12 protein-coding genes and 1 riboswitch are annotated in these 15,828 nt (G+C 50.2%); of the genes, 5 read left to right on the forward strand and 7 right to left on the reverse strand.

What is annotated here, in order from left to right; genetic code table 11:
- Window positions 1–86 precede the first annotated feature (86 nt).
- Complete coding sequence (thrS, locus tag NNL21_RS08075) at window positions 87–2,024, reverse strand: threonine--tRNA ligase (protein WP_204817718.1); 1,938 nt, start codon at window positions 2,022–2,024, stop codon at window positions 87–89.
- 478 nt (window positions 2,025–2,502) lie between these two features.
- Window positions 2,503–3,480 (reverse strand): putative sporulation protein YtxC, encoded by a 978-nt coding sequence (locus tag NNL21_RS08080; protein WP_204817716.1) that lies wholly within the window; start codon window positions 3,478–3,480, stop codon window positions 2,503–2,505.
- A 413-nt stretch (window positions 3,481–3,893) separates the two neighbouring features.
- Between NNL21_RS08080 and NNL21_RS08085 the strand changes: the two genes are divergently transcribed.
- Window positions 3,894–5,012, forward strand: a complete 1,119-nt coding sequence (locus NNL21_RS08085) for a GGDEF domain-containing protein (RefSeq protein ID WP_204817714.1) — start codon at window positions 3,894–3,896, stop codon at window positions 5,010–5,012.
- 45 nt (window positions 5,013–5,057) lie between these two features.
- On the opposite strand, the gene mqnC is transcribed toward NNL21_RS08085, so the two are convergent.
- From mqnC to metA, 4 genes are all read right to left on the reverse strand, one after another.
- Window positions 5,058–6,194 carry a cyclic dehypoxanthinyl futalosine synthase gene (mqnC, locus tag NNL21_RS08090; protein WP_204817712.1) on the reverse strand — a complete coding sequence of 379 codons (1,137 nt, stop codon included), beginning with the start codon at window positions 6,192–6,194 and terminating at the stop codon, window positions 5,058–5,060.
- A gap of 144 nt (window positions 6,195–6,338) precedes the next feature.
- Complete coding sequence (locus NNL21_RS08095; protein ID WP_204817963.1) at window positions 6,339–7,517, reverse strand: PatB family C-S lyase; 1,179 nt, start codon at window positions 7,515–7,517, stop codon at window positions 6,339–6,341.
- Between the two features lie 10 nt (window positions 7,518–7,527).
- On the reverse strand, window positions 7,528–8,691 hold the full coding sequence (locus NNL21_RS08100; RefSeq protein WP_204817710.1) for a PLP-dependent transferase: 1,164 nt from the start codon (window positions 8,689–8,691) through the stop codon (window positions 7,528–7,530).
- Between the two features lie 87 nt (window positions 8,692–8,778).
- Window positions 8,779–9,696, reverse strand: coding sequence for a homoserine O-acetyltransferase MetA (gene metA, locus NNL21_RS08105; RefSeq protein WP_204817708.1), 918 nt, complete (start codon window positions 9,694–9,696; stop codon window positions 8,779–8,781).
- 144 nt (window positions 9,697–9,840) lie between these two features.
- Window positions 9,841–9,949: riboswitch (SAM riboswitch) on the reverse strand.
- A gap of 460 nt (window positions 9,950–10,409) precedes the next feature.
- On the opposite strand from metA, the gene corA reads away from it, so the two are divergent.
- A complete protein-coding gene (corA, locus tag NNL21_RS08110; protein WP_204817705.1) occupies window positions 10,410–11,345 on the forward strand; it encodes a magnesium/cobalt transporter CorA in 936 nt (311 codons plus the stop codon).
- A gap of 73 nt (window positions 11,346–11,418) precedes the next feature.
- On the opposite strand, the gene NNL21_RS08115 is transcribed toward corA, so the two are convergent.
- On the reverse strand, window positions 11,419–12,693 hold the full coding sequence (locus NNL21_RS08115) for an MFS transporter (RefSeq protein WP_204817703.1): 1,275 nt from the start codon (window positions 12,691–12,693) through the stop codon (window positions 11,419–11,421).
- A 245-nt stretch (window positions 12,694–12,938) separates the two neighbouring features.
- Here NNL21_RS08115 and NNL21_RS08120 point away from each other — a divergent pair, with 245 nt between their 5' ends.
- From NNL21_RS08120 to NNL21_RS08130, 3 genes are all read left to right on the forward strand, one after another.
- Window positions 12,939–13,841 carry a LysR family transcriptional regulator gene (locus tag NNL21_RS08120; RefSeq protein WP_204817701.1) on the forward strand — a complete coding sequence of 301 codons (903 nt, stop codon included), beginning with the start codon at window positions 12,939–12,941 and terminating at the stop codon, window positions 13,839–13,841.
- 19 nt (window positions 13,842–13,860) lie between these two features.
- Window positions 13,861–14,673: a histidinol-phosphatase gene (locus NNL21_RS08125; RefSeq protein WP_204817962.1), complete on the forward strand. Its 813-nt coding sequence runs from the start codon at window positions 13,861–13,863 to the stop codon at window positions 14,671–14,673.
- Between the two features lie 242 nt (window positions 14,674–14,915).
- Entirely contained in the window at window positions 14,916–15,827 is a 912-nt protein-coding gene (locus NNL21_RS08130; protein WP_204817698.1) for a DMT family transporter, read from the forward strand.
- Window position 15,828 lies beyond the last annotated feature (1 nt).

Genomic DNA, 15,828 nt, shown 5'->3' on the forward strand with positions numbered 1-15,828 from the left:
CAAATACTAGAATCATAGATTCCGATCCATAAACTGGAAAATCGGAATGGCGGGGTTGTTACCGTGGTCGAACCATTCCGGCAGGACTAGATCTGTTTCTTATTTATTTCATCTGTCAGCATGGCAACGACTTCTGCAACCGGCTTCGCTCCGATATCACCTTCTCCGCGTTTACGTACCGATACAGCGCCAGACTGGGCTTCGTTGTCGCCTACGACGAACATATACGGCACTTTCTCCAGCTGGGCTTCACGGATTTTGTAACCTAGCTTCTCATTGCGCAAATCGCTTTCAACGCGAATTCCGGCAAGCTGCAGCTTCTCCTCAACCTCGCGCGCATAGCCTTCGTACGCGGTCGAAACTGGAATAATTTTCGCTTGCACCGGCGACAACCAGAGCGGCAGCGCGCCTACGAAGTTCTCAAGCAGGAACGCCGTCATCCTCTCCATCGTGCTAATAATACCGCGATGAATGACGACAGGACGGTGTTTCTTGCCGTCATCGCCTACATATTCCAGCTCGAACCGTTCAGGCAGCAGGAAATCAAGCTGTGCAGTGGACAGCGTCTCTTCCTTGCCGAGTGCGGTCTTGATTTGTACGTCCAGCTTCGGACCATAGAAAGCTGCCTCGCCTTCCGCTTCGAAGAATGGCAGTTCAAGCTCCTCCACCACTTCACGAAGCATGCGCTGCGACATTTCCCACATTTCATCATTCGGGAAATACTTCTCTGTATCCTTCGGATCCCGGTATGACAAGCGGAAACGATAGTTCGTGATTCCAAAATCCTCGTATACGCGGCGAATCAGGTTGACGACACGGGCAAACTCTTCCTTAATCTGATCCGGACGGCAGAAGATATGCGCGTCATTCAGTGTCATCGCTCTTACACGGTGAAGACCGGTAAGGGCTCCGGACATTTCGTAACGGTGCATCGTTCCAAGCTCCGCAATACGAATTGGAAGGTCGCGATATGAGCGCATATCACTCTTGAACACCATCATATGATGCGGGCAGTTCATCGGGCGAAGAACGAGCTCCTCGTTGTCCAAGACCATCTTCGGAAACATGTCTTCGCTATAGTGCTCCCAGTGTCCGCTCGTTTTGTATAGCTCTACATTCGCGAGTACGGGGGTATAGACATGCTGGTAGCCCAGTCTTTCCTCGAGATCTACGATGTATCGCTCCATCGTCCGGCGTACGCGGGCACCGTTCGGAAGCCATAGCGGCAGGCCTTGACCTACTTCCCGGGAGAAGGTGAACATCTTCAATTCCCGGCCAAGCTTCCGGTGATCGCGCTTCTTGGCTTCCTCTAGAAAATGAAGATGCTCTTCCAGCTGCGACTTCTTCGGAAAAGCCGTGCCGTAAATCCGTTGAAGCATCTTGTTCTTCGAGTCTCCGCGCCAGTATGCGCCAGCGACACTCAGCAGCTTGAACGCCTTAATGCGGCCTGTTGACGGCAAATGCGGTCCACGGCAAAGATCGAAGAACTCTCCTTGATCGTAGATCGTAATCTCCGCCTCAACCGGCAGATCCCGAATCAGCTCCAGCTTCAGCGGGTCGCCAAGCTCCGTGAAGATCGCGATCGCTTCTTCCCGGCTAACGACACGGCGGCGAATGGGCAGATCCTCTTTCACGATGCGTTCCATTTCCTTCTCGATCTTCGTTAAATCCTCCGGAGTCAGTGATTGCTCCATATCGATGTCATAATAAAATCCATCTTCAATGACTGGACCGATGCCAAGCTTCACTTCCGTATTTCCATATAACCGCTTGATGGCCTGGGCCATTAAATGCGCCGTACTGTGACGGTATACTTCCAGCCCGTCAGCCGTTTCGACGGTCACAATCTCGAGTGCCGCATCTTGATCCAGCGGCGTGTATAAATCAACGACCTTCCCGTTCACCTTACCGGCAATCGCATTCTTTCTCAATCCTTGGCTAATTGATCCTGCAACGTCCTCAATCGTTGTGCCTTCGGCATATTCCCGAAGGGCTCCGTCTGGCAGCTTCACTTGAATCATCATGGTTCCTCCTAAAAGTTTTTGCGTGCTTTGCCCGAAGGGAGCAAAAACTCTCTTCGTAAGCATAGGCTTAAGTTTTTGCGCGCTTTGCCCGAAGGGAGCAAAAACTCTCTTCGTAAGCATAGGCTTCGCTTGTACGGCAAGCGCTGTGGAAAAAAGAGCAACAAAAAAAGCACTTCATCCCACAAAGGGACGAGTGCTTGTTAGACCCGTGGTTCCACCCTGATTCGACCGCCGCTTGCCATGAATGGCTAGTATCGGTCCTTTCGGTATTCTGTAACGGGAACGGCCCGGTTCGGCTTACTACCGGATAATCGATCATCCGGGTTCAAACGAACAGCTACAAAGGGGTACATCCGCGTCGCGCGTAAGGAAATTACAGCCTTGCGTTTCCTCTCTCTGGGACGTGCTTGCTCTCGCGGATACATATCTTTGTCAACGCTTTTTCTGCTCCTATTATAGACGTTCCCCGCTATTGTGGTCAAGTCAGTATACGTCTTATAGATGCTGCCTTAGATACCACTCCAGGAGCTGATTTCTGGGTTTCGCCAAAGTGATGTGCACAATTCTCACATACCGCGCAGAGCCGAACGCGATGCTCGAAGATCGTCTCCAGTGTCCGCATGACCGGCAGCTCGGGCTGACGGGTATGGATGACAATTTGTTTAGGTGAAACAGTGATCAGCGTGCTAACGATCATATCTTCCATATTCATCTCCGACTCCAGCATCTCGGCTACGATTCGGTCGGCCGGGGCTGTCTCGAGCAGTTGGAAATACTCGTCATACAGCGCAAACTCACTGCCCCCTTTATGGAAAACATTAACGATTGGCAGCTTGACTTCCTGCATACGGACGAAGTATTTTAACAGCGAAATAAATTCCTGATATTGCTTATCCATCACGTATTCATCAACTGCATAGGCGGCCACCTCTCGAAGCTCTTCCCAGTAAGACGCCAATCGGAAAGTAACGAAGCCATCGAGATGAATCCGCGTGTTAGTGTTGAGAAACAAGTTGATTTCATCGGCTATTTTCGTTTTTCGCCGCTCTTTATCCATGGCAGTCGGATCGATGGAGAAGCGATCCTCCGACGATATTTGAGAATCATACAGCAGATTGCGGCAGTAACGTTCCACGACCTCTGCTTCAGCGGGATCCTCGTAATGGAATTGCTTGCGAACGATTGCCTTGAACAACAACGGTTCCATCTCTGACATGATATATCGCGCAAAAGCATTCGCGGCTTTCCGGTAGACGATGGGTCCATGCTCCGGCAGACGGAAATAGGTCAGATTGGCATAACAGCGTATTTCCTTCACCGATGGATCCAAGTCGAAATGAAGCATGCCTGCAGTTGTATCCCTATGTAAATCGACGAATTCCTCATTCAGAAATTGCTGCAGCCGCTCCATTAATTCACCGGAAGCAGACATTAGAGAAACAGTGAACAGTTCCATTCGCTCACTCCTAAAAGTTTTTGCGTGGCTATGCCTAATTTGTGCCGGTAGGCAACAAATTTAAGCAAAAACTCACATCGGAAGCATTGACTTCGTTTTTGCGTGGCTATGCCTAATTTGTGCCGGTAGGCAACAAATTTAAGCAAAAACTCACATCGGAAGCATTGACTTCGTTTTTGCGTGGCTATGCCTAATTTGTGCCGGAAGGCAACAAATTTAAGCAAAAACTCACATCAGAAGCATTGACTTCGTTATTGTTTGTGGCTCAACCCTAATACTTCACCTGTACAGTATATGGTCCAGTAAAAGCATATATACGATACAACGGATGGAGGAATTGGTTAGGGATTGGAATGAATGTACATTCGTGGTATATTGTCATTTATACGAAGTTGGCCGCTGGAGTGAACCTAATGGATTTTGAATCACTGGATTATAAACGTTCCCGATGGAATCGAATGCTGTTAAACGGATTCTGGTTCATTCTGGTACTAACCATTATTCTGGAATTTCTATATTTAACCGTATCCGACATTTCGAACACATCCTTCATGACGGACTACATCTTGAGACCTTCCATCATACAGCTTTCCGTTATGTTTCTGGCCGAATGCGGCTTAAAGCTTCTTAAGGGCAAGTATCAGGACTACATCTTGATCTTCACTTCAGCCATACTCGCTTCCGTAATCGTTATCATCCACAATTCAATCAATTATTTATTACTGGCCCTCTTTCTTCCTGTGATGGTATCCATCTTCTATTTTCACACAAGAAAACTGCTGTTTGCTTTCGGAAATACGCTTTCTTCCCTTTATGTGCTGTACGGAATCAATGATCCCATGCGCGAGGATCTTTCGCTCGTAAGTCTAACCACCATTACGGTTATGTTTACCGCCTTCACCTTAGTCGCTTGGGGAATTATTCTACGCGGCAAGGAGCTGATGAATCACTTGAAATCTTATTTCGAGTCCAATCAGCAGCTGCTCGTGAAGACTATATGGATGGACAAGCTGGCGAAGACCGATGCTCTTACCGAATTGTATAACCATATGACGTTCCATGAATTTTTCGAAAAATTGATCGAACAGCATGAGCGGAACCAGCTTCCGTTGCAGCTTGCGCTTCTGGATATCGATAATTTCAAGCATGTGAACGATACATACGGTCATCGGGCTGGAGATAGGGTATTGAAACAGGTAGCGGACATGATCCGCTCGAGAGCTTCTATGAATGACTTTGTCGCACGATATGGCGGGGAAGAATTCGCTGTACTGTTTACAGATAAATCTGCGGATGATGCCTATGCTCTCGTTGAAACCATCCGGCAAGCAATTGGCTCCTATCTGCATGAGGCGCTTGACGGCAAGCCCGTCACCGTCAGTATCGGCTTTGCTCCTTATTTCGACGGGGAAGGCAAGGAAAGGTTTTTCAATCGGGTAGACGAAGCGCTCTACAAGGCGAAGAACAGCGGCAAGAATAAGACCATCATCGCCTCCGAGCCATTCGATAGCAAGCTGGTGAACTGGATATAAAAAAAACGTCAGGAATAAATTCCTGACGTTTTTCTATATCTTCACCTAATTCTGCATAACAAAATCTTGCGCAACCGTGTCCGTATCATGATACATCTTCAGAATATCGTATCGCGTGTTGCGTTGAGCCGGTATTTTGCCTACTTCGCGTATTAATTGAAGAATGAGTTCAATGTTTACTTTATGCGTCGTACCTGCAGCAGAGACGACGTTCTCTTCAATCATCGTACTGCCAAAATCATTACAGCCGTAGGATAGCGACAGCTTGCCTATCTCAGGTCCCATCGTGACCCATGAGGATTGGAAATTATCAATGTTGTCGAGCGTAATGCGGCTGATGGCCAGCGTCTTCAAATATTCCTCAGGCGTCGCTTTCTCCCGCTTCATATTCGTATTGTCCGGCTGGAACGTCCACGGAATGAAAGCCAAGAATCCCTTGGAATCATAGCCGTTGGCAATGCAAGCATCCTGAGCATCGCGTACGCGCAGCAGATGCAGGGCACGCTCTTCCATCTCTTCTCCAAAACCGATGACCATTGTCGCCGTTGTGTTCATTCCGATCTTATGGGCGGTCGTCATGACATCCATCCAATCCGTCCATGAGCCCTTCAGACGGCTGATCTTGCGGCGTGTCCGGTCATCGAGAATTTCTCCGCCGCCGCCAGGCAGCGAATCCAGTCCGGCTTCATGGAGTTGACGAATAACCTCTTCCAGCGAGAGTCCATCCGATACGTCGCGCATCTTGTGAATTTCCGCCGGCGAGAACGAGTGCATCGTAATGTCGGGAAAGTGCTGCTTGATTTTGCGCAGCAGATCCAAGTAATACGTGAAGGGCAGGTTGGGGTTCGTACCGCCCTGCATGAGGATTTCCGTTCCGTTAACATCCTGCGTTTCTTGAATTTTCTGCAGAATGGTTTCATCAGAAAGAACGTAGCCTTCCTTCGATCCCGGTGCGCGGTAGAAGGCGCAGAACCGGCAATAAACGTCGCAGACGTTCGTATAATTGATATTGCGGCCAACGACAAACGTCGTAATTGGATCCGGATGCCGTCTCAGCATAAGCTGGTTCGCGGCATGACCCATCTTTTCAATCTCATCGGACTCGAATAACGTAACGACGTCTTCCAGCATCGGTCGTTTCCCATTAAGTGCATCCTGTAATATACGGTCCACTTGACTCATCCTTCGGACCCTCCTTCTCTTCGGAACCAACGTTCCTTAGCCAGCTCAACCTATATGTCCATCCTAACATAAATGCACCGCCTCAGTCACCCATCGAGGCTTTGACTGCGGCGGTGCGGCTTTTACATTTCAATTGGTCGGTACTCAATTGGCCTTTGCCTCTTGGACGGCCTTGCCAAACCGCTCCAGCGCTTCCTGAAGTATCGAACGCGGACAAGCCAGATTCACACGCAGATATCCTTCCCCTTGCTTGCCGAACACCGAGCCCTCGCTGAACGCGACGCCCGCTTGCTCGAACATGAGCTTCTTCAGCTCCGAAGGGCTGTCAGAAATCGCTCGGCAGTCCAACCAAACCATATACGTCCCCTCCGGACGAATGGCCTTCACTTCGGGAATATGGGTCTCCACATACTGCAGCAGCGTATCCAGATTGCCTTCCAGATAGACGAGCAGTTGTTCGAGCCATTCTTCGCCGTACGTATAGCTGCTTTCCACCGCTGTCAGCCCGAAATAGCTTTCCATATGCAAAGATAGCGTCTTCAGCAGCGATGTATATTTAAGCCGGAGCTTCTCATTCGGGATGATGACCGATGCCGCTTGCAAGCCTGCCAGGTTGAAAGTTTTGCTCGGTGCGATGCACGTAATGGATGCTTGCGCGAACGAATCGGAAATCGCCGCGAACGGGGTATGACGATGACCCTTGAATACGAGATCGTGATGAATTTCATCAGCCACAACGAGCACGTCATGCCGCAGGCAAATCTCACCAATCCGCTTCAGCTCTTCCCGTGTCCACACACGTCCGCCGGGATTATGCGGCGAGCATAGAAGCAGCATCTTGGCGTCCTTCGCCTGCTGTTCCAGCAGATCGAAGTCGAACCGGTATTGCCCGTCCTGAAGAATGAGCGGATTGTCCACGACGACCCGGTCGTTCATGCGAATGACATCATAGAATGGATAGTATACCGGTGATTGCAGGATAATCCGGTCGCCTGGTTCCGTGTACGCCAGCACCATCATGCTGAGCGCCGGAACGATACCGGGGCTCGACGAAATCCATTCATGCTGGACCTTCCAGTCATGGCGGCGGGACAACCATCCGCTCACGGCCTCGAAGTACGATTCCGTTCTAATTGTATAACCGTAAATCCCCTGCTTCGCCCGTTCCGTAATCGCGTCGACTACTTCCCTAGGGGCTTCGAAATCCATGTCCGCTACCCATAGCGGCAGAACATCCTTGTTTCCGAAGAGCTTCTCGGACTGATCCCATTTATAAGAGGCCGTCCCACTGCGGTCGATGATGCGGTCAAAATCATATCGGATCTTAGTCACCTTATTGCGCCTCCCCAGTTTCGCGTTTAGCCGCTTCAAGGGCCTGCGCCAAATCTGCAATCAGATCGTCTGCATGTTCGATACCGACGGAGAATCGAAGCAGCCGGTCGTCTACGCCGACCTGACGGCGGATTTCTTCCGGAATATCCGCATGAGTCTGAACGGCCGGATACGTCATCAACGATTCCACGCCGCCAAGACTCTCGGCGAAAGCAATCAGTTGAATATGCCGCAGGATCGGCTCGACATAACGAGCATCCTTCAACCGGAACGAGAAAATACCGGTATTGCCGGACGACTGCCGATTCTGAATATCATGTCCCGGGTGATGGGGCAGCGCCGGATAATAAACATCCTCCACTGCCTCGTGCTCGAGCAGCCAGTTCGCAAGCCGAGTCGCATTCTCCTGATGGCGGTCCATTCGAAGCGCCAGTGTCTTCAAACCGCGCATAAGCAGCCAGGAATCTTGAGGGCCGAGCACGGCGCCGATCGAATTGTGCAGGAATGCCATCTTATCCGACAGCTCCTTGCCCTTGGTGACAATCAAGCCAGCCAGAACATCGTTATGCCCGCCGAGATATTTGGTCGCACTGTGAACAACAATGTCAGCTCCTAATTCAATCGGGCGCTGAAGGTATGGCGTCAGCAGCGTATTGTCGACGATAGTCAGCAGTCCCTTTGATTTCGCCCAGGCGCTGACACGTTCAATGTCGGTGATCATCATCAGCGGATTCGTCGGTGTTTCGATCAGAACGGCTTTCGTGTTCGGCCTGCAGAGCGAAGACATGGCATCGATGTCGTTCGTGTCGACATAAGAGGCGCTCACGCCGAAACGGCTCATGATCTGCTCCAGCAGCCGGTAAGTCCCTCCATACAAATCAAGGGATACGATTAGATGATCGCCTTGTCCAAACAGGGCAAAGATCGTCTGCAGTGCAGCCATCCCGCTGCTGCATGCGAATCCGGCATCTCCGGACTCCAGCTGTGCGGATGCATCCTCCAACACTTTACGGGTAGGGCTCTTCGTGCGGGAGTAATCAAAGCCTGTGCTTTCACCAAGACGAGGGTGGCGGAATGCAGTTGCTTGATAGACAGGGAAGCTGACAGCCCCGGTTACCGGCTCGCTCACCGATCCGATTTGGGCTAAACGACTTTCGATTTTCATAGGTTAGAAGCTCCTTCTACAAGTATCAAGAGTGAGTTCCAGCAGCACGGGCAGGCAGCTCCTCTTCAATTAATCAGCGGACCATTCTTAAATGCCGGCACCCAAATCGTAAGGGGTCTGTTGGTACACATAGTAATTTAACCAGTTGGAGAACAGCAGATTAGCATGCGCACGCCAGCTCGAACGCGGCAGAAGCGATGGATCGTCATGCGGAAAATAGTTCTTCGGCACATCGATCGCCATTCCCTTGGCTTTGTCACGGTCATATTCGTACTTGAGCGACAGCGGATCGTACTCGGAATGGCCTGTTACGAAAATTTGTCTGCCATTGCGTGAAGCCGCAATATATACACCAGCGTCCTCGGACACGGATAATACCTCCAGATCCGTAACCCGGTCGATATCCTCCCGGTGTACGTCCGTGTGCCGTGACTGCGGCACGAAGAACTGTTCATCGAAGCCTCTAAGGAGAGGTACGTTCTGCTTCTCAATCGTATGAGGGAATACGCCGAACATCTTCTCGCTCAAATCGTATTTCGGCACGCCATAATGATGATATAACCCAGCTTGCGCCGCCCAACAAATATGGAAGGTCGACGTAACGCGGCGTGCGCTCCAGTCCATGATCATCTTCAGTTCTTCCCAATAGTTCACATCTTCGAACGGCAAGTGCTCGACCGGCGCGCCCGTGATGATCATTCCGTCGTAATATTCGTGCTCAATCTCGTCGAACGTCTTGTAGAAGGATTCCAGATGCTCGAAGGATGTATTTTTGGAAATATGCGTCTTCGGATGAAGCAGGACAGCCTCTACCTGAAGCGGCGTGTTGCCAATAAGACGGAGCAGCTGAGTTTCCGTCGTTTCCTTAGTCGGCATCAGGTTCAGAATGGCGATCCGCAGCGGACGTATGTCCTGGTGGTATGCAACGCTCTCATCCATGACGAAAATATTTTCGTTATTCAAGATTTCTTTGGCTGGCAAATGATCCGGCACTTTAATCGGCATCTCAATCACTCCTTTATGGTTAAGGTGAATCGCGGGTAGGATTAGGATTCGCTATAAGTCGATCAGCGCCAGGGGAGATTGCAAGAACGAGAAAAGCCCCCTCTCCGAAAGTGGAGAAGGGGCATAAAGGGTCCATTCATGCGCCTCTCATCTCTCAGAAACTAACTACGTTTCCGCAAGAATTAGCACCGTGCTATTACGCCGGTTGCCGGGCTTCATTGGGCTGTGTCCCTCCGCCTGCTCTTGATAAGAAAGCTATCCTATTCAGTTGGTTTTATGCTTAGCTTTACTTTAAATCATTCCGGCAATCCCGTCAAGGGGATTCCTTCGAAGTAGTGAATACGCAAGCCCACACCGGATCTCAGTGCGCCGCATATGCTGGTTGCGTTAGGTACATGTACTTAACGCTTGAATGGAAAGACCTTGTAGGAGTATACTAGGGCAAGGATTGTTCCAAAGGAATATTCAATCGATTATAAAGGGGTGTTAGCGAACATGGAAGGCGACCCGAGGCCTGCGGGCAACCGCATTGATAACCGGTACCGTAAGAACAGATCGTCTCATGAACATCCATGTTCGTCGCAAGCCGCTATGCTTTTTAAAGGATGGCTACTACCGACCTGACATGGCTTGATTCGTGATCACGTATCTCTCTTTTTTGGATTCCGGCATCCGGGGAAATAATCATCATGGGATGAAGGGAGATGGCGAGGATGAAAATCCGTTTGGTGAATCAAGGCGTGTTCACGCCGGTTCAAAATATTAACGACGCGTTGGTCGCGCCGGCCCAAGGCTTCTATTGGATCGATGCCGATGTCGACGATTTGGCCATATTGCAGCCGTTGTTTGCGCTGCATGATCTGGCCGTGGAAGACTGCCTCAGTGAAGAGGAGCAGCGTCCGAAGATCGAAATTTACGATGGCCATTATTTTATTGTTATTAACAGCATTCGATTCGATGACGAAGAAATTTTTCTGCGTGCTCTGAACATTTTTCTCGGAAGGCATGTCATCATTACCGTCACGAAGCAGAAAATTAACGAGCTGCGCTCATTAAAGCCCATTTTATGGGAAGAGGAAGTTGATCGGCCGGACCGGTTCCTATACCACCTTGTCGATATTGTCGTGGATAATTACTTTCTTGTCGGGGACCGGATCGAAACCCGAATCGATTCATTGGAAGAAGATATATTAATGCACACGAAGAAATCGCATCTGACCGAAATTATCGGACTGCGAAGCGAAATATTGTGGCTCAAAAAAGTACTTGGCCCGCAAAGGGATGTCATTGCCACGCTTAACAAGAAAGATCTGAAGCTGATTGACGACCAGCTCCAAAAATATTTCAGCGACATCTACGAGAACGCCGTTAAGATTGCTGAGACCTTCGAGACCTACCGCGATCTGATGGGCAACTTACGCGAGGCATACCAATCCAGCCTCTCCGCACGGGCGAACGAAATCATGCGCGTGTTTACCGCACTTACCACCATCTTCATGCCGCTCACCTTTCTCACCGGCGTATACGGGATGAACTTCGACTACCTGCCAGGGACTCACCTGCACTTTGGTTCGTATATTCTCATTTCCCTCATGCTCGCCCTCGGCTTCGGCATGTTCTACCTGTTCCGCAAGAAAGATTGGCTCTGAACGTATAAGCAAGAAAAAGGCTTTCCTGGATAGTGATAATCCACGAAAGCCTTCTTTGTTATTCCTGGCCGCCTTAAATACCTGTTTCTTCGGCCAGTGCCTCACGTCGGCCTTTATCCAGGTTGACGAATGCAAGCAGGATGATTCCGATAATAAAAAAGGCGACAAGTGACAAAATAGCTAGACGGCTGGAGCCTGTAATGGTGCCCGTAACAGCGAACACGAAAGGACCTGCCACGGAGGAGAATTTACTGGATAAGCTCAGAAATCCGAAGAACTCCGCCGTCCGCGATGGCGGAATCAGATTCGCGTAAAGCGATCGCGCAATTGCCTGGCTGCCGCCCTGTACAAGACCCACCATGAAAGCAAGTAAATAGAAGTGAAGCGCGCTTGTCATGAAATAGCCGAGAATGACAATAATGACATAGACGGCAAGAGAACCGTTGAGCGAGGATTTCGCCCCAAACCGTGAAGCCAGCTTGATGAACAGCAGTGTGCTCGGATAACCTACGAACTGCGTTATCAGCAGCGCCACAATCAAGTGGGTCGTCTCGATGCCAATCCCTCTGCCATAGATCGTCGCCATCACAATAACCGTATTGATTCCATCGTTAAAAAACCAGAATGCCGCCATATATTTCAATAATTCCGGATACCGCTTTGCCGTCTTGAAGGTCTTACCGATCCGAATGAATCCGCTCTTGATTGCTTCGCCTACGCCCTGTGCATGACCCTTAGCCGTCTCTTTCACATGCCGCATCAACGGGATGGAGAACAGCAGCCACCAGACGCCGACCGTCACGAAGGCGGTACGCGTTGCCGTCGTCTTATCCGGAAACCCGAATAAGCTCCAGCCTTCAATCATCGCAATGTTGACAGCCAGGAGCAGGCCCCCGCCTAAATATCCGAGCGCATAGCCCTTCGAGCTTAGGCTTGTGCGTTCCTCCGGCTTCGCTAAATCGGTCAGCAAACCGTCATAGAACGTATTTCCTGCTGAGAAGCCAATCGTGCCAAGGACGACGAGCGTTGAAGCGAGCAGCCAGCTGCCTTCGCCGGCTAATGCCAATGCCGCGCTCGCCAGCGCACCCATAACGGCGAAGAAGGACAGGAACTTCACCTTCGAGCCCGAATGATCGGCAATCGCGCCCATGATCGGGGACAATAACGCTACGCACAGCATGGCAACCGTCTGCGTATAGCCCCAATAATTCTCCGCGGTATTGCCAGGCAGCCCGGCGCCAGCCACATCCTTGTAATAAATCGGCATAACCGCCGCCAGAATGGTGGTTGCAAATACCGAATTGGCCCAGTCGTACATAAGCCAGCTGCGAACCGCTTTTCGATTCACGTGAATACCGCCCTTCTTTGGCCTCCTGGACGACAGGTTTCATGTCGTCTCTAGTCCAACCCATTCGACAAAAAGAAATCATTTCCTTCTAAAAATATTGTAAAGGAGGCGCTTCAACCTCAGTATATGCTTGAAATAAAAGCCTTTACGTCATTTTTCTGGGATATCCTGTTTTGCGGTCTAACATAAAAAGCTTTATAATAGAGAGACTAGTGATAAAAAAGATTGATCAAAGGAGGGATTCCGTGAACATTAGCCAACTTGAAACATTATTAACCATTTCCAAGACGATGAGCTTCCGGAAAGCGGGCGAGCTGCTAAACTTAACTCAGCCTGCCGTCTCGGCACAGATTAAGAGTCTGGAGGATGAGTTCAAGACGGTACTGATTGACCGGAATCAGCCCGTTACACTTACAGACCGCGGACAAGTCTTTCTGGATCACGCAGAGAAAATTCTTGGCATCGTCGAGGAATTGAAGCAGAAGCTGTCGGACCTGAGCCAGACGCCGCAAGGACATATTGTCCTCGGTACCACAGCATCGATCGCCATACAGATTCTTCCGCGCGTGCTCTCATATTTCCAGGATCAATTTCCAAGAATAAAGACAACGATCCATTCCATGCCCTCCTCGCAAGTCATGACAGCCGTTGAGAACGGAGCCGTCGACATCGGTATCACATACTTATCCGAACGCAACCCGAACGTGGAAACGTCCATTTTGTACTATGATACCTACGAGCTTGTCGTCTCTCCGGATCATTTCATGAGTCATTTGAAGCATACAACCGTTGAATCCTTGAGAGACATTCCCATGATTATGCTGTCCCCGGACACGCTAGGCAGACGTTTTCTTGACCGCATCTTCCGAAAGTACAGCCTTCAGCCAAATGTACTGATGGAGCTGTCCAGCAGCGAGGAAGTGAAACGGATGGTCGAAATTAATCTCGGGGCTGCAGTCGTCTCCAAGCTGTCCATCGCCAATGAGGTTCGCCTCGGCACACTGAAGATGATTAAGGTCAACGAGCTTGATTTAAGCCACCCTGTCGGTGTCGTTTATAAATCCGGTCGTTATTTGAATTCCGCCATGCAGCAGTTTTTGAGCGATTTAAAAGGAATGCCGGAAGATCATTTCATTAGCAGCGAGTAAGGGAGCGTAACGAATCATGATCAAATTTGATCTGCACACGCATCATTTCAGATGCGGACATGCTGACGGCGATATTGAACAGTATGTATTAGCCGGCAAGGAAGCTGGACTCGCGGCGATCGGCATCTCCGATCACTCGCCTTATTTCGCCAGCGAGCACGATCAGCCTCAACCCGGAATCGCCATGGCCAAAAGCGACTTCGATAATTACATCCAAGAGGTGCTGCGGCTCAAAGCCAAATACGAAGGAACCATCGATGTGCTCCTCGGTATAGAGTCTGATTTCTACCCCGAACACGCCGAATTGTACCGCCGCATGTATGAGCCTTATCCGTTCGATTACATTATCGGCTCGGTTCATCAAACGCGCGGCGTAAGCATTTTCAATCGGAATCGTTGGAAGAATTTAAACGAGAAGAAGCAAATCCAAGAGAAAATCCATTATTATGATTTAATCCGCCAATCGGCGCGCGCCGGCTTCTTCCAGGTGCTCGGGCATATCGATGCCATGAAGGGCTATTACCCGGCCTTCGCCGACCTCCCTGCGAGCGAAGCCATCGACGAAACCATGCGAACCATTGCCGAATGTGAAGTCGCCATCGAAATCAACACATCGGGCAAAACCAAGTCATGCGGGGGCTGGTATCCATCCGACGCGATGCTCGAACGCGCGCTGCATTATGGCGTACAGGTCACATTCGGATCTGATGCGCATAAGCCGAGCCGGGTCGGAGATGAATGGGAGCTGGTACGTAAACGGCTCCAGGAAATCGGCTTTAAGCAGTGGGTTTATTTCAAGGAAAAACGGAAGGTTATTGTACCCATCGATTGAACTGAATACAGCTAAACAAAAAAAAGTGGACCTGCTCAAATGGCAGGTCCAAAAAATTATATAGTAAAAAGGGGGTCTTGTTTATTATAATAGCCTACTAATGTGAAAGTGCGATAACAGAACTATTTCATTTGTGTAACAAATTGCGTCATTCTAATGTCGGGCCTTATGAAGGTGTACTTTATTCATCGTACGAATGGTCTGGGTTCTTCATGTTTGTCTAAAAGGGGTTGGCTTAACCGATGTGGTTTGCAGCGGCCGTAGGCAGCGCTTTGCTGTTCGGGCTGGCCGGTTGGTGGATGAAAGTTTCCCAGATGCGGAGCGGCTCCTCCGCTTACTTGCTTCTGGGCTTATATATTTCGGGGACGATCGGATTTGGCATTCATGCGGTGGTTGAACGTACGCTGCTCCCAGCTTTGACCGACTGGAGGGTATGGGCTGCCGGCTTGCTGATCGGCATTGGATCGGCGCTTGGCAACGCCTTGTTCATGAAGGCGCTCGAGAACGGACCCGCCAGCTTAACGTCCCCGCTAACGAATATGAATATCGTACTTGTCATGGCTCTGGGCACATTCGGCTACAATGAAGCATTCACCCGCATGGAATTGATGGGGGTTCTGCTGTTGCTAGCTGCGGTTGTGTTTATTTCCATACGCGGGAACGAGCAATTGACAATTAAAAGACAGATCTGGTACCTCTACGTCGGATTAAGTATCCTGCTGTTCGCCATCCGGAACGGCGGATTGAAGGTCACCGATGAAATCGGGTTATCCGGCGCTCCTGTCTTATTTATCGCCTACGCGCTATCTATTGTCTGGTTCGGAGCGGCAGTAGGCAAAGAACGGTCTCAAGCCGTTGGCATCGAAAGCCGTATTTCTTCGCATCCGCGGAAGCAGTACTCCCGCTATGCTTCCAAAGCCGCTGTAACCGGCATGCGCCTCGGACTGCTCTCGGGCGTATTCTCCTATGGCGGACTCCAGCTGTATACAATAGCTCTTCAAACCGGCCAGGCCAATATTGCCGGCCCCATATTCGCGGCAAACAGTCTGGTTGTCGCCTTTGGCTCCATCGTGCTCTATCGCGAGAGGCTGTCACTGCTTCAGTGGTTGGCGTTCGCGTTGACCTTTGGCGGACTTATCCTTATCCGGTTGTAAC

Origin of the sequence: Paenibacillus mendelii (genome assembly GCF_024498075.1) — a bacterium.
GTDB classification, from domain to species: domain Bacteria; phylum Bacillota; class Bacilli; order Paenibacillales; family Paenibacillaceae; genus Paenibacillus_Z; species Paenibacillus_Z mendelii.

Excerpts from the sequence above, each read along its gene's own strand:
- NNL21_RS08100 (WP_204817710.1), bottom strand. The coding sequence starts at position 8,691 with ATGAAAATCGAAAGTCGTTTAGCCCAAATCGGATCGGTGAGCGAGCCG.
- NNL21_RS08130 (WP_204817698.1), top strand. The coding sequence starts at position 14,916 with ATGTGGTTTGCAGCGGCCGTAGGCAGCGCTTTGCTGTTCGGGCTGGCC.
- thrS (WP_204817718.1), bottom strand. The coding sequence starts at position 2,024 with ATGATGATTCAAGTGAAGCTGCCAGACGGAGCCCTTCGGGAATATGCC.
- mqnC (WP_204817712.1), bottom strand. The coding sequence starts at position 6,194 with ATGAGTCAAGTGGACCGTATATTACAGGATGCACTTAATGGGAAACGA.
- metA (WP_204817708.1), bottom strand. The coding sequence starts at position 9,696 with ATGCCGATTAAAGTGCCGGATCATTTGCCAGCCAAAGAAATCTTGAAT.
- NNL21_RS08080 (WP_204817716.1), bottom strand. The coding sequence starts at position 3,480 with ATGGAACTGTTCACTGTTTCTCTAATGTCTGCTTCCGGTGAATTAATG.
- NNL21_RS08085 (WP_204817714.1), top strand. The coding sequence starts at position 3,894 with ATGGATTTTGAATCACTGGATTATAAACGTTCCCGATGGAATCGAATG.
- corA (WP_204817705.1), top strand. The coding sequence starts at position 10,410 with ATGAAAATCCGTTTGGTGAATCAAGGCGTGTTCACGCCGGTTCAAAAT.